The sequence below is a fragment of the Bradyrhizobium sp. 179 genome, from assembly GCF_023073535.1.
Lineage (GTDB): Bacteria > Pseudomonadota > Alphaproteobacteria > Rhizobiales > Xanthobacteraceae > Bradyrhizobium.
Genome location: NZ_JADPJR010000034.1, coordinates 34,178 through 54,873, shown reverse-complemented (window position 1 = coordinate 54,873; position 20,696 = coordinate 34,178). Strand labels below are relative to the sequence as shown.

At 64.0% G+C, this 20,696-nt stretch carries 18 protein-coding genes; 9 read left to right on the top strand and 9 right to left on the bottom strand.

Going from position 1 to position 20,696, the window contains the following annotated elements; all coding sequences use genetic code 11:
* Positions 1–14 precede the first annotated feature (14 nt).
* Positions 15–161: a hypothetical protein gene (locus IVB12_RS08585; protein ID WP_247281085.1), complete on the bottom strand. Its 147-nt coding sequence runs from the start codon at positions 159–161 to the stop codon at positions 15–17.
* A gap of 173 nt (positions 162–334) precedes the next feature.
* Between IVB12_RS08585 and IVB12_RS08580 the strand changes: the two genes are divergently transcribed.
* The 4 genes from IVB12_RS08580 to hflX all read left to right on the top strand — a co-directional run bounded on the left by IVB12_RS08580 (position 335) and on the right by hflX (position 6,040).
* Positions 335–2,746 (top strand): PAS domain-containing sensor histidine kinase, encoded by a 2,412-nt coding sequence (locus IVB12_RS08580; RefSeq protein WP_247297676.1) that lies wholly within the window; start codon positions 335–337, stop codon positions 2,744–2,746.
* Positions 2,747–2,763: 17 nt separating this feature from the next.
* A complete protein-coding gene (locus IVB12_RS08575; RefSeq protein ID WP_247297674.1) occupies positions 2,764–4,134 on the top strand; it encodes a sigma-54 dependent transcriptional regulator in 1,371 nt (456 codons plus the stop codon).
* A gap of 248 nt (positions 4,135–4,382) precedes the next feature.
* Positions 4,383–4,631: an RNA chaperone Hfq gene (hfq, locus tag IVB12_RS08570; protein ID WP_007591126.1), complete on the top strand. Its 249-nt coding sequence runs from the start codon at positions 4,383–4,385 to the stop codon at positions 4,629–4,631.
* An 11-nt stretch (positions 4,632–4,642) separates the two neighbouring features.
* Positions 4,643–6,040, top strand: a complete 1,398-nt coding sequence (gene hflX, locus IVB12_RS08565) for a GTPase HflX (RefSeq protein WP_247297671.1) — start codon at positions 4,643–4,645, stop codon at positions 6,038–6,040.
* A gap of 59 nt (positions 6,041–6,099) precedes the next feature.
* Here hflX and mazG read toward each other — a convergent pair whose 3' ends face one another.
* Positions 6,100–6,954, bottom strand: coding sequence for a nucleoside triphosphate pyrophosphohydrolase (gene mazG, locus IVB12_RS08560; RefSeq protein ID WP_247297670.1), 855 nt, complete (start codon positions 6,952–6,954; stop codon positions 6,100–6,102).
* Between the two features lie 126 nt (positions 6,955–7,080).
* Between mazG and queC the strand changes: the two genes are divergently transcribed.
* Entirely contained in the window at positions 7,081–7,797 is a 717-nt protein-coding gene (gene queC / locus IVB12_RS08555; RefSeq protein ID WP_247297668.1) for a 7-cyano-7-deazaguanine synthase QueC, read from the top strand.
* 146 nt (positions 7,798–7,943) lie between these two features.
* On the opposite strand, the gene IVB12_RS08550 is transcribed toward queC, so the two are convergent.
* Genes IVB12_RS08550 through nthA form a run of 3 tightly spaced genes read right to left on the bottom strand, consistent with a single transcriptional unit; the run spans position 7,944 to position 9,606 of the window.
* A complete protein-coding gene (locus IVB12_RS08550) occupies positions 7,944–8,324 on the bottom strand; it encodes a nitrile hydratase accessory protein (RefSeq protein ID WP_247297666.1) in 381 nt (126 codons plus the stop codon).
* A complete protein-coding gene (gene nthB, locus IVB12_RS08545) occupies positions 8,324–8,983 on the bottom strand; it encodes a nitrile hydratase subunit beta (protein ID WP_247297664.1) in 660 nt (219 codons plus the stop codon). The genes IVB12_RS08550 and nthB overlap by 1 nt, the downstream gene beginning before the upstream one ends.
* Positions 8,980–9,606, bottom strand: a complete 627-nt coding sequence (gene nthA, locus IVB12_RS08540) for a nitrile hydratase subunit alpha (RefSeq protein WP_247297662.1) — start codon at positions 9,604–9,606, stop codon at positions 8,980–8,982. The genes nthB and nthA overlap by 4 nt, the downstream gene beginning before the upstream one ends.
* A 335-nt stretch (positions 9,607–9,941) precedes the next feature.
* Between nthA and IVB12_RS08535 the strand changes: the two genes are divergently transcribed.
* The 4 genes from IVB12_RS08535 to fsrB all read left to right on the top strand — a co-directional run bounded on the left by IVB12_RS08535 (position 9,942) and on the right by fsrB (position 15,614).
* The gene (locus IVB12_RS08535) at positions 9,942–11,093 is read left to right on the top strand and encodes a methionine ABC transporter ATP-binding protein (protein ID WP_247297660.1); all 1,152 of its coding nucleotides are present in this window, start codon (positions 9,942–9,944) and stop codon (positions 11,091–11,093) included.
* Complete coding sequence (locus IVB12_RS08530; protein ID WP_247281095.1) at positions 11,083–11,748, top strand: methionine ABC transporter permease; 666 nt, start codon at positions 11,083–11,085, stop codon at positions 11,746–11,748. The genes IVB12_RS08535 and IVB12_RS08530 overlap by 11 nt, the downstream gene beginning before the upstream one ends.
* Before the next feature lie 213 nt (positions 11,749–11,961).
* The gene (locus tag IVB12_RS08525) at positions 11,962–14,265 is read left to right on the top strand and encodes a TonB-dependent siderophore receptor (protein WP_247297658.1); all 2,304 of its coding nucleotides are present in this window, start codon (positions 11,962–11,964) and stop codon (positions 14,263–14,265) included.
* Positions 14,266–14,321: 56 nt separating this feature from the next.
* Positions 14,322–15,614 (top strand): siderophore utilization protein FsrB, encoded by a 1,293-nt coding sequence (fsrB, locus tag IVB12_RS08520; protein WP_247297656.1) that lies wholly within the window; start codon positions 14,322–14,324, stop codon positions 15,612–15,614.
* Between the two features lie 139 nt (positions 15,615–15,753).
* Here the strand turns inward: fsrB and IVB12_RS08515 are convergent, their stop codons facing one another.
* From IVB12_RS08515 to IVB12_RS08500, 4 genes are all read right to left on the bottom strand, one after another.
* Positions 15,754–16,953: a Xaa-Pro peptidase family protein gene (locus tag IVB12_RS08515; RefSeq protein ID WP_247297654.1), complete on the bottom strand. Its 1,200-nt coding sequence runs from the start codon at positions 16,951–16,953 to the stop codon at positions 15,754–15,756.
* A 143-nt stretch (positions 16,954–17,096) separates the two neighbouring features.
* On the bottom strand, positions 17,097–17,729 hold the full coding sequence (gene leuD, locus IVB12_RS08510) for a 3-isopropylmalate dehydratase small subunit (RefSeq protein ID WP_247297653.1): 633 nt from the start codon (positions 17,727–17,729) through the stop codon (positions 17,097–17,099).
* Positions 17,726–19,144 carry a 3-isopropylmalate dehydratase large subunit gene (leuC, locus tag IVB12_RS08505; RefSeq protein WP_247297651.1) on the bottom strand — a complete coding sequence of 473 codons (1,419 nt, stop codon included), beginning with the start codon at positions 19,142–19,144 and terminating at the stop codon, positions 17,726–17,728. Before leuC ends, leuD begins: the two co-directional genes overlap by 4 nt.
* Before the next feature lie 57 nt (positions 19,145–19,201).
* Positions 19,202–20,605: an MFS transporter gene (locus IVB12_RS08500; protein ID WP_247297690.1), complete on the bottom strand. Its 1,404-nt coding sequence runs from the start codon at positions 20,603–20,605 to the stop codon at positions 19,202–19,204.
* Between the last annotated feature and the right edge of the window lie 91 nt (positions 20,606–20,696).

The window sequence follows — 20,696 nt, the reverse complement described above, 5'->3', positions numbered from 1 at the left end:
AGGCGCTGCATCATCTACCTGACAAGTCGGCTGGATGCCGGCATCACGCTGGCGACATTCACCAGCGGCTGCTGAAGGCCGAGCCCGTTAACCAGGAGGTCGGCGGCCACGATCAGCAGAAGCACGGCCGAGACCATCGTCGCGAGAAAAAATCTATCCATCCCCGTCAAGCCGGGACGGCGGGAATCCGTTCCCGTCCAACCGGAATCTGCTTGTGGATGTGCCGTCGTCGCGGCGGAGACGCCGCGGAATTGTCGCAATTCGGCAACAATGTGGTACGAATACATCAGTATCCGCCCGCCCGCGGACCCGTTTTCAGCAACCCATTGCCGGAATGACCAGCGCAGATACCTCGGCCGCATCCTTTGACACGGCCCCAGCCGAAGAGCCCAAGCGCTGGTCGCTGCGGCGCTGGCTGGCACCCTTCGCCGTGGCCCTGGCGCTGCTCTCGGCCCTCCTGACCTTCCTGGTTCTGACCGGCCTCACCAAGATCGAGCCGACGCCGGAGGTGGTCCGCTCGTTTTATCTGATCAACGCGGCCACGATCCTGCTCCTGGTCGGGATCATCGTCCGGGAACTCTGGCAACTGATCCTGGCGCGACGGCGGGGCAGGGCGGCAGCGCGCCTCCATGTCCAGATCGTCAGCCTGTTCTCGATCGTGGCGGTGCTGCCGGCGGTGCTGGTCGCCGTGGTCGCCAACGTCACCATCGAGCGCGGCCTCGACCGGCTGTTCTCGGGGCCGACCAAGGAGGTGATCCAGAATTCGCTGACGATCGCGCGGGCCTACATGCAGGACCATGCGCAGCTGATCCGCGGCGACATTCTCGGCATGGCCAACGACATCGCGCACGCCCGGCCGCTCTACGACCAGGACCGCCGCTCGTTCCGCGAGATGCTGACCGCCAGCGCCGGCTCCCGCAATTTGCCGGGCGCGATGATCATCGACAAGAACACCAACATTCTGGAATCCGCCGACACCGGCATGCGGCTCGCCTATTCGCCGCCGGCGCCCGACTTTCTCAGCAACGTCAACGAGTCCGAGCCCGAGATCGCGGTGCTGCCGGACGCGAGCTTCGTCGCCGCGGTGATCCGCCTGCGCGCCTTCAGCGACACGTTCCTTTACGTCGCCCGGCCACTCGATCCGAACGTCGTGAACCAGCTCAAGCAAACCGAGGTCAGCGTCGCCGAATACGCTCAGATCGAGTCGCGACGGCTCGGTATCCAGGTCGCGTTTGCGCTGATGTTTGCGGTGATCGCGCTGACCATCCTGATGGCCTCGGTGCTGATCGGACTCAACTTCGCCAACTCGCTGGTCTCGCCAATCCGGCGGCTGATGAATGCGGCCCACACGGTCTCGACCGGCGATCTGCATGTCCAGGTGCCCGTGCACCAGTCGGAAGGCGACCTTGCCCAGCTCGGTGAGACCTTCAACAAGATGACGCAGGAATTGCGCAGCCAGCGCGACGAGCTCGTCAACGCCAGCGACCTCATCGACAGCCGCCGCCGCTTCATCGAGGCCGTGCTGTCATCGGCAAGCGCCGGCATCATCGGCGTCGACACCTCCGGCAGCGTCGGCATCCTCAACCGTTCCGCCGAGAAGCTGATCGGGCACTCCGAAGCGGAGACGCTCGGCCACCCGCTCTCCGACGTGCTGCCCGAGCTTGACGAAATGATGAAGGCGGCACGGGAAGGGACCCAGCGCCTGGTGCAGGGCCAGATCACGATCACCCGCGACGGCACCGAGCGCAATCTCTCGGTCCGCGTCAGCGCCGAGAAGACCAGCCAGCCGCGCGACAGCTACATCATCACGCTCGACGATATCACCGAGCTCGTGTCGGCGCAGCGCACCTCGGCCTGGGGCGACGTGGCGCGCCGCATTGCCCACGAGATCAAGAACCCGCTGACGCCGATCCAGCTCTCGGCCGAGCGCATCCGGCGCAAGTTCGGCAAGACCATCACCGAGGACAAGGACAAGCAGGTCTTCGACCAGTGCACCGACACCATCGTGCGCCAGGTCGACGACATCAGGCGCATGGTCGACGAGTTCTCCCGCTTCGCGCGGATGCCGAAGCCGGTGATGGAAGGCGAGGACGTCGCCGACACAGTGCGGCAGGCGGTATTCCTGATGAAGGTCGCCCATCCCGAGATCGACATCGAGGCCGAGTTCAAAGAGGATCCGCTGCGCGCCCAGTTCGACCGGCGGCTGATCTCCCAGGCGGTCACCAACATCGTCAAGAACGCAACCGAGGCGATCGAGCAGGTCCCGCCGGAGGAGCTCGGCAAGGAAAACGGAAAGGGCCGCATCGACGTCGTGGTGTCGCGCGAGGGCGAGGACGTGCTGATCGACGTCATCGACAACGGCATCGGCCTGCCCAAGGTCGCGCGCTCGCGGTTGCTCGAGCCCTACGTCACGACGCGTGCCAAGGGCACCGGCCTGGGGCTGGCGATCGTCGGCCGCGTGCTGGAAGACCACGGCGGACGCATCGAGCTGAAGGACGCTTCCGACTTCCGCGAAGGCCAGCGCGGCGCCTGGATGCGGTTGCGCTTTGCGATCTCCGGGCAACCCGCGAAGTCCGAGACAGCCGAGCCGGCGGCCGCGGCCAAGGAAGCAACCAAGTCGGACAACAAGGACGCCGTTACGGGATCCATCAAGGACCCGGAAACAAACGGGCCGGCCGCCGGAACCAAAGAGCCGACTGAAAAGACCAATGATTCAACGAAAATCGAAGCCTCAACAGGTAGCTGACAAGGCAGGCGCGACCCATGGCAAGTGAAATTCTGATTGTCGATGATGAGGCCGATATTCGGGATCTCGTTGCCGGCATACTCGAAGACGAGGGGTTCGTCACAAGGACTGCGCGCGACAGCGATACGGCCCTCGCCGAGATCGCCAACCGCAGACCGCATCTGGTGTTCCTCGACATCTGGCTCCAGGGCTCCAAGCTGGACGGCTTGCAGCTCCTGGAGCAGGTCAAGAAGGACAACGCCGACCTGCCGGTCGTGATGATCTCCGGCCACGGCAACATCGAGACCGCGGTCGCCGCGATCAAGCGCGGCGCCTATGACTTCATCGAGAAACCGTTCAAGGCCGACCGGCTGATCCTGGTCGCGACCCGCGCGCTGGAGAACTCGCGCCTCAAGCGCGAGGTCAAGGAGCTGAAGCAGCTCGCGCCGAGCGCCAGCCAGCTCGTCGGCCGCTCGCCGAGCATGAACCAGCTGCGCCAGACCATCGAGCGCGCGGCCAAGGCCAACAGCCGTATCCTGATCGTCGGCCCCGCCGGCGCCGGCAAGGAGCTGACGGCGCGCACGCTGCACATGGCCTCGGGCCGCGCCGACGGACCCTTCGTCGTCATCAACGCAGCCGCCATCACGCCCGAGCGGATGGAGCATGAGCTGTTCGGCGTCGAGCAGCCCAACGGCGAACAGCCGCGCAAGGCCGGTGCGCTCGAGGAAGCCCATGGCGGCACGCTGTTCATCGACGAGATTGCGGACATGCCGCGCGAGACCCAGAACAAGATTCTGCGCGTGCTGGTCGAGCAGTCGTTCCAGCGCGTCGGCGGCACCGCAAAGGTGCAGGTCGACGTCCGCATCATCTCCTCCACCGCGCGCAATCTCGAAGAGGAGATCGCGGCCGGTCATTTCCGCGAGGACCTCTATCATCGGCTCTCGGTGGTGCCGATCCGCGTGCCCGCGCTGTCGGAGCGGCGCGAGGACATTCCGGAATTGATCGACTACTTCATGGAGCAGATCTCGGCCGGCAGCGGCCTGCCGAAGCGTCAGATCGGGCAGGATGCGATGGCGGTGCTGCAATCGCACGTCTGGCCGGGCAATGTGCGCCAGCTCCGCAACAATGTTGAGAGAGTCATGATTCTGGCTGCGGGCGGGCCCGAGGTCATCATTACGGCCGACATGTTGCCGCAGGACGTCGGCTCCATGGTCCCGGCGATGCCGACCAGCAACAATGGCGAGCACATCATGGGGCTGCCGCTGCGCGAGGCGCGCGAAGTGTTCGAGCGCGACTATTTGATTGCACAGATCAGCCGTTTCTCGGGAAATATTTCTCGCACGGCCGAGTTTGTTGGCATGGAACGTTCAGCGCTACACCGGAAGCTGAAGGCGCTTGGTGTCGGCTAGCGCGGCCAGGTGGCGGTCAGAGATCAAAGATAAGCGAGGAAAATCATCGATTTCCGTAGTTTTTCGGGGCAATACGGCTGGGGCTGCCGCGTGAAGCGGCTTGCCTAATAGGCCCACCTGTCCTCTAATTGCACAGCTGTTCCTTCCGAGGGGGATCTCATGAGGCACGGCAACCGGGAGAGGCTCCGAATTTCAAAAGAGGGCCGCAACCGGCGCAATAAAAAGAAACTCAAAGCGAGATAAAAACAATGGCGGCAGACCGCGCACAAAACCTGCAGGACACCTTCCTTAATCACGTTCGCAAAACCAAGACGCCACTGACGATCTTTCTGGTCAACGGAGTGAAGCTCCAGGGCATCGTGACCTGGTTCGACAATTTCTGTCTGCTGCTTCGGCGCGACGGTCACTCGCAGCTTGTCTACAAGCATGCGATATCGACCATCATGCCGGGTGCGCCGATCCAGTTGTTCGAAGGCGGCGAGGATCAGCCGGCTTGAGAGTGATCTGATTGGAACCCCGGAATTTCGACGGGGATGCCGACCGTCCGCGGCCGGCAGGGGCTAAGCAGACGGGGCGGGTGCTTGTCATCGGCCCCTACTTGCGTATGCGCGCGGGCAGTGCCGACGTGCAATCGGAAAACCATGGCTTGTCTAATCAAGTCCTGCGTAACGCCGAGGCCCGGCTCGATGAAGCCGCGGGCCTCGCGCGCGCGATCGATCTCGTCATTGCCGACGCCATTATCGCGCCGATCAGCCAGATCAGGCCGGCGACCTATATCGGCAAGGGCAAGGTCGAGGAGATCGCGGGGCTGATCAAAAGCCTCGATGTCGAGCTCGTGGTGATGGATTGCGCGCTGGCGCCGATCCAGCAGCGCAATCTCGAGAAGGAGCTGCACGCCAAGGTGCTCGACCGCACCGGGCTCATTCTGGAAATCTTCGGCCGCCGTGCCAAGACCAGGGAAGGCTCGCTCCAGGTCGAGCTCGCGCATCTCAACTATCAGCGCTCGCGCCTGGTGCGCTCATGGACCCATCTCGAACGCCAGCGCGGCGGTTTCGGATTCATGGGCGGTCCGGGCGAGACGCAGATCGAAGCCGACCGCCGCCTGATTCAGGAGCGCATCTCCAAGCTGGAGGGCGAACTGAAGAAGGTGCAGGCGACGCGCCGCCTGCACCGGGCCGGGCGCCAGCGCGTGCCGTATCGCGTCGTCGCGCTGGTCGGCTACACCAATGCCGGCAAGTCGACGCTGTTCAACCGCCTGACGCGCGCCGACGTGCAGGCCGCCGACATGCTGTTCGCGACGCTCGATCCGACCCTGCGGGCGCTGAACCTGCCGCACGGCGGCAAGGCGATGCTGTCCGACACGGTCGGCTTCATTTCCAATCTGCCGACACAGCTCGTCGCCGCCTTCCGCGCTACGCTGGAGGAGGTGCTGGAGGCCGACGTCATCCTGCATGTCCGCGACATCTCGCATGAGGATGCCGAAGCGCAGCAGAGCGACGTCGACGCGGTGCTGCGCCAGCTCGGCATCAACCCTGATGATTCCGGCCGCATCATCGAAGTCTGGAACAAGATCGACCGTTACGATGCCGAACAGCGCGAAGAGCTTTTGAACATCGCCGCACGCAGGCCGGAAGACCATCCGGCGATGCTGGTCTCGGCCGTGTCGGGCGAAGGGGTGGAAGCACTGCTCGCCGCGATCGAGGAACGGCTCGCGGCCAAACGCACCACCCTGGATCTCTCCATCGACGCCGCCGACGGCGCCGGCATCTCCTGGCTGCATCGCAATTCCGAGGTGCTGTCCAAGGAGCTGCACGACGGCCGCTTCGACATGACCGTGCGGGTCGACGAGACCAAGCGGGATATCGTGGTGTCCAGGTTCGATGCGGTGCCGCATCTCTCCGCATAGACGCTGTCGTCCCGGATCTGCGCGCGCTTGAGGCGCGCTTGTCCAGGACGACATTTGGGTTAACGGCGAACTTCTTTGCGTCCCTCCGGCGCCGGCTTTTCGTCGACCTTCGCCTCGTTCCATAGCGCATCCATCTCCGCGAGCGAGGCCTGCTCCAGCGTGCGCCCCTGCGCCTCGAGCGCGCGTTCGATATAGGCGAAGCGCCGCTCGAATTTTGCATTCGTCGCCCGCAAGGCGCTTTCCGGATCGGCATCGACATGGCGGGCGAGGTTGACGAGGGCGAACATCAGGTCGCCCGTCTCCTCCGCCAATTCCTGCTTGTCGTTGCGGTCGAGCGCGGCCTCGATCTCGTCGGCTTCCTCGCGGATCTTTTGCAAGACCGCGCGCGGATCGTTCCAGTCGAAGCCGACGGTGGAGGCCTTGCGCTGAAGCTCCATGGCGCGCGTCAGTGCGGGCTGGCCGGCCTTCACGCCCGACAGCAGTGATTTGCGCGCCGGCCCGTCCTCCGGCGGCCGGCGCGCGGCGCGCTCGGCTTTCTCCTCGGCCTTGATGCGGTCCCAGACTTCCTTGACGTGAGAGGAGGCGAGATTTCCGTTCTTGTCGGCGAAGACATGAGGATGGCGGCGGATCATCTTGCGGGTGATGGCTTCGACGACGTCACCAAACGCGAACGCATTCTGCTCCTCAGCCATCTGGGCGTGGAACACGACCTGCAACAGGAGGTCGCCGAGCTCCTCGCGCAGATCGTCGAGGTCGCCCCGGGTGATGGCGTCGACCACCTCATAGGCTTCCTCGATCGTGTAGGGCGCGATGGTCGCGAAATCCTGCTCGAGATCCCAGGGGCAGCCGGTCACCGGCGTGCGCAGCGCCGCCATGATCTCGATCAGGCGGGAGATGTCGCGGGAAGGGGTCATTGCGGGGCAGTCTCCTGGCTCCCAAACCTTATGCCAAAAGCGGGCGCCCGTTCCCAGCGGAGCACGGCGGAACAGGCCGATTTCCACCGATTGGCGAGTGGTCTGCGCAGTGCTAAAGCGCGGACCATGAGTGACGCATTTTCATCACAGACCGCCTTGGTGCTGTTTTCCGGCGGCCAGGATTCCACCACCTGCCTCGCCTGGGCACTCAGCCGCTTCGCCCGCGTGGAGACGCTGGGGTTCGACTACGGCCAGCGCCATGCCATCGAGCTCGCCTGCCGCGACCGCCTGCTCGAGGGTATCAAGGGCCTGCGCGCGGATTGGGCCGCAAGGCTCGGCGACAGCCATACTCTGTCGATCCCGACGCTGGCGGCCGTGTCCGAGACGGCGCTGACGCGGGACGTCGCGATCGCGATGGGGGCCGACGGGCTGCCCAACACCTTCGTGCCCGGGCGCAATCTGGTGTTCTTGACCTTCGCCGCGGCGCTGGCCTACCGACGCGGTATCAGCCACATCGTCGGCGGCATGTGCGAGACCGATTATTCCGGCTATCCCGATTGCCGCGACGAGACCATCCGCGCCATGCAGGCCGCGCTCGCGCTCGGCATGGCGAGAGCCTTCGAGCTGCATACGCCGCTGATGTGGATCGACAAGGCCGCGACGTGGAAGCTGGCCCACGATCTCGGCGGCGACGGCCTCGTCGATCTCATCCGCGAGCAGTCGCACACCTGCTATCTCGGTGAACGCGGCGCGCAGCATGAGTGGGGCTATGGCTGCGGCGAGTGCCCGGCGTGCAGCTTGCGCGCGAAGGGGTGGCGGGAGTTTGCGGCGGGGCGCAAATAGCGGCTTCGAGCAACACTGTCATTCCCCGGCGAAGGCGGCGAGTCCAGTACGCCGCGGCTTCCCCGTTCCCACAAGCGTCATACACCCGCCTTCGCGGGTGATGACAGCTGTGTTTGGGAAGCACCGCCCGCGCCACGGACGAAGCACTAACCCTTAAAATCCTCCGCCCGCAGCTCGATCGGCTTGCCGTGCGGCGTGCGATCCGCCGCGTGGTCCCAGGCATCCCGATAACGGTGCAGCGTGTCCTTCGACGCCACGCCCTTGCTTGCGACCAAGCCCTCAAGTGTCGCGAGCCAGTGCAGGTAATAGGTCTCGCCCGTATCGGGATCGCCGGCCGCCTGCGCGCGCTTGATCTCGTCGGCCAGTGCGGCGGCCCATTCCGGCCAGGTGAACACGCCGCGTTCGTGCAGGGTGAGCGCCATCGCAAACGCATGCGCCTCCCAGGGCGCGCGGAACACCGGGCCGTCGTCGTCACGGGGAATGCTCGGAATGGCCGCCGTCGCGGCGGCCGCAAGCGTACGGCTCATCACGCCGGATCCAGATAGGGCTCGAACGCGTCGATCGAGACCTTCGAGGTCGGATCGCCATCCGCTCCCCAGAGATCGCGGCCCTCGAACACGACCGTGTAGAGCCATTGCGGATTTTCGCCTTGCTCCATCGCGGCCGTGTCAGGAAACACGTGGCAGCCATGGTTGAGCTCGACGACGCCGACATGGCCGCGCACATAGCGCGGCAGCCGTGTATGCGTTGCCGGATGAATGTTCTTGGCGCGCACGCGATCGCCGATGTTGAATTTCGCCGGGGCCAGGGCAGGGCGGGCGAACTTGCCGCGCACCATCACGCGCTCGACATTGGCGAGATCGAACTTGCCGTGCTTGAGCGCCTTTCCCGGCTGCATCGCATGGCCGGCAGCGACCTCCTCCCTGGTGAGATAGCCCTTCTCGATCAACATCTCCTCGAGCCCGAGAAACCACTTCTTGTAGTAGGAGCTCGACAGATAGACGTCCGGCGGCAGCGTCTCGCGATAGTACCGCGAGGTATCGATGTTGAAGGCACCGGCCGCGCCCATCGCCCGCACCATCGCCAGGACACGCGCTTCCCACGCTGCGTGGAACACCGGCTCGTTGGCTTCGGGCTCGACCTTGCCGAACCCATCCATGCCGCCCATGTCGTGCACGCCGTTCACGACGGCGCTCCCGGCGTCTTGGGAAAGCCGGTACCGATCATGGAGTCGCGGGTGACGAGCTCGGCGAGCTGCTCTTCGCTCCAGCCTTCCGTGCCTTCCGGGCGCCTCGGCAGCACCAGGAAACGCGTCTCGGCAGTGGAATCCCAGACACGGATTTCGATCTCCTTTGGCAACGTGACGCCGAAATCGGCGAGCACGCCGCGCGGGTCCTTCACCGCACGCGAGCGGTAGGGCGCGGCCTTGTACCAGACCGGCGGCAATCCCAGCATTTCCCAGGGGTAGCAGGAGCATAGCGTGCACACGACCATGTTGTGACGCTGCGGCGTGTTCTCGACCACCACGAGATGGTCACCGACGCGGCTGACATGCCCGAGCGTGCCGATGGCTTTTGAGCCGTCCTCCAGCAGCGCCTGTTTGAACGCCGGATCGGTCCAGGCCTTGGCGACGACACGCGCGCCATTATGCGGGCCGATCTTGGTCTCGTAGGCCTCGATGATGGCATCGAGCGCGGCCGGCTCCACGTAGCCTTTTTCGGTCAGGATCGTCTCGAGCGCGCGCACGCGCAGCTCGGTTTCCGACAGTTCGGAACGATCGTGGTGATGGTGGTCGTGATCGTGGCTCATGGGACGAAAGATAGGCGCAAAGGTCCCCGCCTGTCGAGGATGCGTGGTGGCGCAATGGGTAAGGCGCGAACTGAGGTCGATGACAAGGCTGCCGGTGCGGATCCGCCGTGCTCGGATCAGACGACAGCCCGGCAGATGATTTTTCTTCGCCAAGGAGCGATCGGGAAAACTTTGTCCAACTGCCCGCCAATATCTGAGATTGCAAGAAGGGTCTGAAAGGGCGATGGTGCGTGCTGCGATGCAGCGCGCTTTCCGAGCCCTCATCGCGGTTCCATCTCCGTCGCGTGATGCGACCCGGCTTCCCGCGCGCTTTTGCGGGCAAGCGACCATTGTGCATGAAGGCCGCCGCCATGAACGCCCACCAATCGCCTGCGATCGGACAGCCGATCCAGACGCCTGAAGCGATGTCACCCGCCATGACCGAGCCGGACGCGATGGTCCGGTTCGCAGGCATCTCAAAAACCTATCCGGCCTATCGCGGCAAGCCCGGAGTCAAGGCGCTGCAAGACATCGACTTCGCGATTCCGCGCGGCTCCATCACCGGCGTGATCGGCCGCTCCGGCGCCGGCAAATCGAGCCTGGTCCGGCTGATCAATGGGCTGGAGAAGCCGACCACGGGCCGCGTCATCGTCGATAGCAGAGACATCTCGGCGCTTGCAGGGCGCGAGCTGCGGCTGGCGCAGCGCTCGATCGGCATGATCTTCCAGCATTTCAACCTGCTGTCGTCGCGCACCGCTGCCGATAATATCGCGCTGCCGCTCGAGATCGCCGGCTGGGGCAAGGACGATACCAAGGCCCGTGTCGCTGAGCTGCTGGCGCTGGTCGGGATCGCCGACAAGCACGATCGCTATCCCTCGGAGCTCTCCGGCGGCCAGAAGCAGCGCGTCGGCATCGCGCGGGCGCTGGCGACGCGGCCGAGTGTGCTGCTGTCGGACGAGGCGACCTCCGCGCTCGATCCGCAGACCACGCGCGCGATCCTCGACCTGCTCGCGAGCATCAATCGCGAGCTGGGCGTGACGATCGTGCTGATCACGCACGAAATGTCGGTGGTGCGTCAGCTCGCCAAGGAAGTGGTGGTGCTCGACGCCGGCCATGTGGTTGAGAGCGGCCACGTCGCCGACATCTTCACCCATCCCAGGCACCCGATCACGCAGTCCTTCCTGGCGGAGGTGATCGGCGACAGTCTGCCGGTGTCGCTGGCGAGCCGCATTGTTCCGGAGCCGGCAGCAGGCGGGCAGGCCGTGATCCGAGTCCAGGTGCGCGGCGCCGGCGCCGGCGATACGCTGGTGGCGCGGCTTGCCCGTGAGCTCGACCTCGACGTTGCACTGCTCTCGGCGCGCATCGACGAGATCAGCGGTCAGCACGTCGGCTCACTCGTTCTCGGCATTCCCGTTGGCGTTTTTGGCGGAGAGGACGCGGTGACGCGGACGCTCGCCTGGCTTTCTCGATATCAATTCCCGGCGGAGCGTCTCGGCCATGTCGCCTGAACTCATCAACCTGATCATCCAGGCCACGGGCGAAACCCTGTTCATGGTCGGCACCGCGGCGCTGCTCGGCACCGTCTTCGGGCTGCCGCTCGGCGTCTTTCTCGCGACCAGCCGGAAGGGGGAGCTGTTTGCAGCGCCTGCCATCAACGGCGTGCTCGGCGTCATCGTCAACGCGACGCGTTCCACGCCCTTCATCATCCTGGTCGTCGCCATCATCCCGTTCACGCGCCTCGTCGCCGGCACCTCGATCGGCTCGACCGCGGCGATCGTGCCGCTGACGATTGCCTCGACACCGTTCATCGCACGCCTCGTCGAAGCCGCCATCCGCGAGGTCGATGGTGGCCTGATCGAGACGGCGTCCTCGTTCGGCGCCTCGCCAATCCAGATCGTGCTCAAGGTGCTGATCCCCGAGGCGCTGCCCGGCTTGCTGCTGGCGCTGACACTCGCGGTGGTCAGCCTGCTCGGCTATTCCGCCATGGTCGGTGCCGTCGGGGGCGGAGGTTTAGGTGATCTCGGCATTCGCTACGGCTATCAGCGCTTCATGCCGGAGATGATGCTCGCCGTCGTCGTCGTGCTAATTGCGTTGGTACAGCTCGTTCAGAGCGCGGGCGACTATCTGGCGCGCCGCGTCAACCGGCGGCTGCGGCATCGCTGACGCCGTTTCGAGATATTGCCGGCAGGCAGATTCTTGTCTGTCTGGAAACATTCCAAATTCCGAATCGCGACTGAGCGCATTCGTCGCACTTGCTGCGCACACGTCTGGAGAGATTCTAACGCCGTTCCTATCGCACTCCGAAACAGCTTGAGCTAGGCCGGGGCATCAAAAAACGATACCGGCAAAGCCGGCAGTGCGTGGGGCCTCGAATACGTGACCGATTTCCAACCTTCTTCGCGTGATGACACGCGTCGCCGACAGATCCAGCTTCTTTTCTTCGGTGCAGTCAGCACATTTGCTCTCTCCGTCCCGTTCGCTGACGTGCAAGCCCAGACGCAGATTCCACCTGTCACTGTCGACGCGCCGACGCAGCGCGGCCGTCCGGCCGCGGTTGCTTCGTCCCGGCGGTCGTCGGCGACACGCACCGCACGGGCCAATCGTCGCGGTCCGGCGCAACAGGCTGCGCCAACCCAGTCGGCATCGGCATCGAACGGCGGCACCGGCGAACGCGCCAATGGCCCGGTACGCGGTTTCGTCGCCACGAGGAGCGGCACAGCCACCAAGACGGATACGCCGCTGATCGAAACCCCACAATCGGTGTCCGTCGTCACCACCGACCAAGTCAAAAACCAGGGCGCGGTCTCGATCGGCGAGGCATTGCGCTACACCGCAGGCGTCAGCGGCGACGTCAATGGCGGTTCTGACACCCGCTTCGGCGCCCTCCAGATCCGCGGCTTCGACACCACCATGTCAGGCCTCTACGTCGACGGCTTGCGGATTCCATCCAGCAACTACGTGCACTTCAACGGCCTCGATCCCTACGGGGCCGAGCGCCTCGAGATTCTCAAGGGGCCTTCGTCGGCGATGTATGGCGGCAGCGGTACCGGCGGCATCCTCAACTACGTGACCAAGCTGCCGACCGCGCAGCAGTTCGGCGAAGTCTCAATCTCCGGCGGCAGCTTCAACCGTTATCAGGGCCAGTTCGACATGGGCGGCGCCGCCAACAAGGAGGGCACCGTGCTATGGCGTCTGACCGGCGTCATCCGCGACGGCGAGACCCAGGTCGACTTCACCAAGGACAACCGCATCTTCATCGCGCCCGCTGTCACGTTCAAGCCGAACGAGGACACGACGATCACGCTGCTCGCCCACTACCAGCGTGATCGGGCAGGGTGGGGCCTTCAGTTCCTGCCGGCTTCGGGCACGGTGTGGCCGAACAACGGCCGCACCATCCCGGTCTCGTTCTTCGCGGGCGTGCCGAGCTTCAATGCGTTCAACACCGAAATTGCGACCGCCGGCTATCAGCTGTCGCACAATTTCACCGACAACATCACGTTCCGGCAGAACCTGCGCTACGCCTATCAGCACAACGAGGAAAAGACCTTTTACGGCACCGGATACACCGACGAGGCGGCGGGACAACTGGGGCGTTTCGGCAGCTACAGCAATTCGTACATCAACTCCTTCGCGGTGGACAATCAGCTCCAGGGCAATTTCACCACCGGCATCCTCAGCCACACCACCCTGGTCGGGCTCGACTATCGCAACACCACGTTCCGCGATACGGCGTTTGCCGTCACGACATCGGCGCCGGAGATCAACGTCTTCAATCCGGTCTACAGCTATGACTGGGCCATCGGCGGAATGTACGACAACAAGGGTGTCAAGCAGTCGCAGCTCGGCCTCTATGCGCAGGATCAAATCAAGCTCGGCCGGCTCTCGTTCCAGCTCGGCGGGCGCCAGGATTTCGTGACGACGCAGCTCGATACCAATCTGCCCCCGGCCGATACATCGACGTCGAAGGACGCATCGGCGTTCACCGGCCGCGCCGCCGTGATGTACAATTTCGACAACGGCATCGCTCCCTATTTCAGCTATTCCGAGTCGTTTCTGCCGCAGCTCGCGACAAGTCCGTCAGGACAGATGCTCAATCCCGAGACCGGCGTGCAATACGAGGTGGGCGTCAAGTACCAGCCGCTGGGCTGGAATGCGCTGTTCACGTTCGCCGCCTTCGACCTGACGCGTGACAATGTCGCTGTGTACATGCCTGCAACCACCTTTTACGAACAGATCGGGCAGGTGAAGTCGCGCGGCATCGAGCTCGAAGGTACGATGTCGCTGGCCGACGGCTGGAACCTGCGCGCGGCCTATGCCTATGTCGATGCCATGGTTACGCAGGATCCGGTCAATGTCGGTAAGGCGCCGGTCACGGTGCCGCTCAACCGCGCGTCGCTGTGGAGCGACTACACGCTTCAGACCGGGCAATTGGCGGGCTTGCAGTTCGGCGGCGGCATTCGCTATGTCGGCGCGACGTGGGGCGATGATGCCAACACGTTCAAGGTTGGATCAGCCACGGTGCTGGACGCGCTGCTTGCCTACACCAGGGATAATTGGCGGCTGTCGCTGAACGTCACCAACCTCGCGGACACGCGCTATGTCGCGGCGTGCTACGGCCTGTCGGGCTGCATGTATGCGGAGGGACGCAAGGCGATCGGCAAGCTGACCTACCGCTGGTGAAATCGAGGACGGTCCGGCGATGGGAAGTCGGACCCTGCTGATGAGAGTGCAACACGATGAGGGCGATATTCGGCAGGCTGCATCGTTGGGCGGGACTGCTCACGGCCGGATTCCTGTTTTTCTCCGGCATCACCGGGGCGATCATCTCGTGGGATCACGAGATCGATGACGTCCTGAACAGCCGCTTGTTCGACGTCAGCAGCAAGGGTCCGGCGATTCCCTCGATCGAGCTCGCCAAGATGATCGAGCAGCGCGATCCCCGCGCGCGCGTCGTCTATCTCTTCATGACGCCGGAGGAAGGCCACTCACTGTGGTTCTTCGTCATGCCGCGGATCGATCCCGCAACCGGCAAGCGTTACCCGCTCGACTACAATCAGGTCTTCCTCGATCCCAACACCGGCGCGGAGCTCGGCCGGCGCTATTGGGGCGCGGTATGGCCGGTGACGCGGGAGAATTTCGTCTCCTTCCTCTACAAGCTGCACTACACCATGCACATCCCGGAATTCTGGGGCAGCGACCGCTGGGGCATGCGCGTGCTCGGCGTGATCGCCATCATCTGGACCATCGATTGCTTCGTCGGCTTGTATCTGACGCTGCCCTCGCGCAGGCGCGCCAAGGCGGCGCGGGCCCCGGAAGTCACGCGCCAGCTCGAGCGCGGTTTCTGGGCGCGCTGGGCGCCGGCCTGGACCATCAAGACCTCCGGCAGCGCCTACCGGATCAATTTCGACATCCACCGCGCCTTCAGCCTGTGGACCTGGGGCGTGCTGTTCGTCATCGCTTTCACGGCATTCTCGCTGAACCTCTATTTCGAGGTGTTCTCGCCGCTGATGAAGATGGTGTCGAACTACACCCCGACGCCCTATGAGCAGCGGCCCTATCGCGATCTCGATGATCCCATCGAGCCCAAGGTCACCTTTGCCGAGATCGCGGCGCGCGCGGCGGCGGACGGCAAGGGGCGAGGGTGGACCACCCCGGTCGGCGCGATCAGCTACGACCCGGCCCATGGCGTCTATGCCGCCGCCTTTTTCCATCCTGGCGACGATCACGGCGCCGGCGGCGTCGGCCCGGCCCAGCTCTATTACGACAGCGAGGATGGCCGCTCCATTGGCGAACGGCTGCCCTGGGTCGGCACCGCTGCCGACATCTTCGTGCAGGCGCAATTCCCGCTGCATTCGGGCCGCATCGTCGGGCTGTTCGGCCGCATCCTGATCTCGATCATGGGCCTCGTCGTGGCGACACTCTCGGTCACCGGCGTCGTGATCTGGTGGCGCAAGCGCCGTGCCCGCGTCCGCGCGCGCCAGACCGCGGCGATGCGCCTCGGCGGGCAGCAGCTCACGCCAGCAGAGTAGGGCGTGGCATCACCCGCCTATGCGGCTGCGCCGAGCGGCATTATCTCGATCTGCGCGAAATGCTGCGCCAAGGAAACGCCGAGCCAGAGCTGGTTCGCGGCGGTCGTCAGAGGCGCAGCGCCAGCTCGATCAACTGCCGCTACCCTAAGGCGCTGCCGCCAAGATTCCACCCGCGGCCACCTTCGCCGAAAATTTCGTAGCCCGTCGACGTCACCGCAACTGTATCCTCGAGCTTGATGAAGCCGCGCCTCGGATGCTTCATGGTGGTCTCGATCGAGACCACCATGCCGGCTTCGAGCGGTTGACGGGCGTCGGTGTCGTCGTAGGGAATCGGACCCTTGGCGGTCAGGCGAGGGGCTTCGTGGCTGACGAGCCCCATGCCGTGAGCGAGAAAATCGGTGCAGTCGCGCTGGGTGATCTGGGCGAGCTGGCGTTCGGCCGCGACGTAGATGTCGCCGCCCAAGGCGCCCGGCCGGACCGCCGCGAAGGCGGCGCGCTGGACCGCTTCGATTTCGGCCAGACAATCCTTCAGCTCCGCATCCGGCGCGCCCAACACGGCCATGCGCGCGACGTCGCCGATATAGCCGTGATAATTGCCGCCGGAGTCCAGCGACAGCACCTCGCCTTGCTCCCAGTGATGCGCCGATGGCGCCCGGTTGTGGCTGCTGCCGCAGGCCAGCAGGCAATACTCGAAGGTCAGGCCGCGGTTGGCTTCGGCAAGGCGCAACGCCTCCGACAATTGCCGCTTGGTCGTGCCCCGACCGTGCCCGGCGATGACCGCCAGCATGGATGCGACGACGAGCTCGGACGCCGTCTTCAGCTTCGCCAATTCCTCCGCCGACTTGACTGCCCGCAGCCGCTCCAGCACCAGCACCGCATCCTTGAGCTCGGCACCGGGCAGGGCGTCGGCCAGCGCCTTCCCGGCGTCCATCGGCATGAACGGCATCTCGATCCCGATCCGCTTCAATGGCACGCCGGCCTGCCGAATCAGGTCCGCAGCCTGCGCAATGGCGTCCACCGAACCATTGGATTCGGTCCGGACCTGCGGCACCCAGGGCGGCGCGACCGCGCGCTGATGGGTCTCCAGCCGGTGGCCGACATAGACCGCTTTCTCAGGTGCGCCCTTGGGATAGACCAGGATCGGCAAATAGCGGCTGACGCCGAGCGCGTCCATGTAGTCGAAGAAGATCGCGCGCTCGGCGCCCAGCAGATACTGCACGTTGTGCTTGGAGGTCGCGATCACGAGGTCGAGGCCGGCGGCCTCCATGAGACGGTCGAGCTTGGCGGCATCGAACGGAATGGCGCGGGACCCCGCTCCGCGGGGGGCGTGCTCCTGCATGACGATCTCCCAAGGCTGGCGCGGCTTGAAGGCCGGCGTTCTGTTGTCTCGCTTGCGGCAGACAACTCTGAGCCGGGAGCAGAGTTTTGGCTAGCCCAAATTTCGTGGCGAACGCATGCGATGAGGATGCCCGTGAGGTTCGTTCAGGACCTCTTGTATGGGTCGAGCCAAGGGTATGCGTCATCCAGCCGGCGCTGCGTAGCCTGGATGTCGGGCACGTAGCGGGCGGTGAGCGCAAATTCATCCATGCCGTTGACGATCATCTCCAAGCCCATTTCGTCGGCTCGGAATGCTCCGACATTGTGGTCATTGATCGTGATGCATTGCCGGATGAGATCGATCGACGTGACCGGAGGGGTCGGGCAATCCAGGGATTGTACCAGCCGTGCATGTGTCTCGGCATCGACGGTCGCGGGCAGGAGGTGGTTCTTATAGGCATTTTGCTCGAATATCTCGGCAAAACTGCGTGCGATCACCGCGCGAAAGCCGTAGTCAATCAGCGACCACACCGCTACCTCGCGCGACGAGCCGCAGCCGAAATTCTCGCCCGCGACCAGAATGGCGGCGCCTGTGAATTGCGGCTCGTTCAGAACAAAGTAAGGCTTTGGTGTGCCGTCTGCGGTGAACCTGAACTCGTAGAACAGAACCTCACGTAAGCAGTCACGTCCTCCGCCAAGCCGCTTGTAAGGGGCAACGGGGGTGAGGGCGTCGGTATCGACATTGTCCCAGAGCAGGGGAGCGGCGATCCCACGAATAATTGTGATTTTCCCGCTCATGCGAGGGTCCTGACATCGGTGATCTCGCCGGTGATCGCCGCGGTCGCCACCATAGCCGGACTCATCAGGTGCGTGATCGCACCGGGACCCTGTCGATTCTCGAAATTGCGGTTCGAGGTCGACGCGCACCTTTTTCCGCGGCCGACGTTATCGGGTCCAAGCGAAACGCAAAGCGAGCATGCAGATTCGTGCCACTCGAAGCCTGCATCGCGGAAGATCCGATCGAGACCTTCTGCCTCGGCCCGTCGCTTTACGTCGCTGGAGCCGGGGACCACTAGCGCACGCACACTTCCTGCAACCTTTCGTCCGTCGACAACACGGGCGGCGGCCCGAAGGTCGGATAGACGTGAATTGGTGCAGGAGCCGATAAAGGCGACATCGACCGGCGTGCCCGCGATAGGCTCGCCGGGCCGCAAGTTGACGTAGGAAAATGCACGCTCCCAGCGCGATCTCTGCGCCTGATCGCGGGCGTCGGACAAGCGTGGAATGGTTCCGTCGACGGCGATCGCGTCTTCCGGGCTCGTGCCCCAGGTCACCATCGGTGCTATCGTGCTTGCCGGTAGCGAATACTCCTTGTCGAAAATTGCATCGTCATCACTTGCAAGCCTGCGCCACGATGCAACGGCTGCGTCAAACGCCGAATCCTTTGGTGCTTGCGGCCGGCCGTTGAGGTAGGTGAAGACCGCCTCGTCGGGCGCAATCAACCCAATCCGCGATCCGAACTCGATGGACAGGTTGCATAGCGTCATGCGCTCTTCCAAGGGAAGGCTGCGGATAGCGGTGCCGGCGTACTCTACTGCGCAGCCCGTTCCGCCATCGGTCGAGAAGCGGGAAATGATCGCAAGCGCGATGTCCTTACCGTTCACGCTAGGATCGAGTACGCCGTCGATCGTCACACGCAGTGCTTTTGGTTGAGGAAGCCACAGCGCCTGATAGGCGAGGCTGTGCGCGATTTCGGTGCTTCCGATGCCGAAAGCGATCGCGCCCAGAGCGCCGTTTGTACAGGTATGACTGTCGCCGCAAACAGCCGTCATTCCCGGCAGGATGGCACCTTGCTCCGCGGCAACGACGTGCACGATGCCTTGCTGCGGATCTCCAAGACCGAACAGCGGAATTCCGCACTCAGTCACCTCCCGGCGAAACGACCTTACCATCGGCGCCATGACCGGATACGTCTCCTCCGTTCGACCAGGCGCGGTCGCGACCGCGTGATCGATAACGGCGAGGGTACGCGCTGTTTCTGCGACGGAGAGGTTGCGTTCGCGAAGCTGCTCGAACGCCGGAATCGACGTCATATCGTGCAGGAAGATGCGATCGATGGTCAGCAGGTTTCGCGTGCCGCGCCGCGTGGCGACGTGAGGTCGCCAGATCTTTTCGAACAATGTTTGGGGTCTACCCGCTAGGTCCGTTGCCATTGGTTTCTCGATCTTCGACGTTCGGCAGCAACGGCTGCAGCGTGGCGCGAGACCGCCCTAGGCGATCTCTTCGAGCGACTTGTTATTCGTTGTCGGCCCAAATACGCCGATGACGATCATCACCACGACCATGGCTCCCACGATGGCACCGAACACGCCCGTCACACCGTAGTCTCGAAGCAGAAAGGCGATCAGGAAGCCGGAGAACATGGCGGTCAATCGGCTGACCGAATAGACGGTGCCTGCCGCTCGTGCCCGGATTCGAGTCGGGAAGACCTCGTTCTGGTAGGTGTGGAAACTGAGCGACATGATTGAGTTGCCGAGATTGACCAGGAGGCCGAACGTAACGAGCAAGAAGGGCGCGGATGATTGAGCAAACGCCAGCCCGAAGACGGAGATTGACGCAGCGGCAATTACGATGAGCCATTTGCGCTCGATGCGATCGGCGATCATCATGGCTAACAGTGGTCCGACAGGGCTGGCGATCGCAATCGCCGAAGAATAGAGCAGGCTCTTGGTGACCAGGACCCCCTTGGCGATCATGAAGGAAGGCACCCAGTTCGCGAAACCGTAATATCCGATTGCCTGGAACAGATTGAAGACAAGCAACATCAAGACTCGTGAGCGCCAGGGGCCCGTCCACAGTTCAAAAAAGTGAGGCTCTCGCTCGGGAGCGGCGTTCCGGATGCGCGCCGGCTCGGGCAAGGAATTTCCGGTCTCGCGTATAATCTGCTGTTCGATACGCTCGACGATGCCAAGAGCTTCTTCCGATCGGCCATGCTGTGCAAGCCATCGCGGCGTTTCGGGAAGGCGGGCGCGCAGGAAGCCGACCACGATTGCGCCGGTGGATCCGATCAGGACGATCCAGCGCCAGCCGTCCAGGCCGAAATAGGTTTCCGGAACGAGCCAGGATGAAAGGAGGGCGGCGATCGGTGCCGCCGTGAACATGATTGCCTGGTTCAGTGCGATGGCCTTGCCCCGCATATGGCCGGGGACGAGCTCGATGATGAAGGTCGTCACCGTGATGATCTCGACCCCGATGCCAATCCCGGCGACGAAGCGCCAGACCAGCAGGCCCTCAGGCGTGTGCTGAAACGCCATGATGAGCAAGGCGAAAGAATACCACACCATCGACCAGGTGAAGGCCGCGCGTCGGCCGAACCGATCGATCAATCTGCCGCAGAAGAAAGTTCCTACGAAGAGCCCGGCAAAAGTTGCGGCGATAAAGCCGGCAATTCCAGTGTAGCCGAAGAAGGTCGTGGTCGTGGTGGTCAGCAATCCCGATTTCGTCAGGCCGGGCGCGATATACCCCGTGAAGATGAGATCGTAGTATTCGAACCAGCCGCCGAGGGAAACGAGGATGCCGAGGGAAACGAGGATAATGATCTTCCAGAAATAGCGACTTGCGGGAAGCCGCTCGAGGCGGGCTGCAACCTCGGCAACGGCATGGTCGACCGACAAGGAGCGAGCGTCCCTGGCTGCGGCGCTAGGAGCGTCCAATTGATCGGCTGTCGAGCCGGCCAGATCCGCCGTGGTCATCTATCCCTCCCGA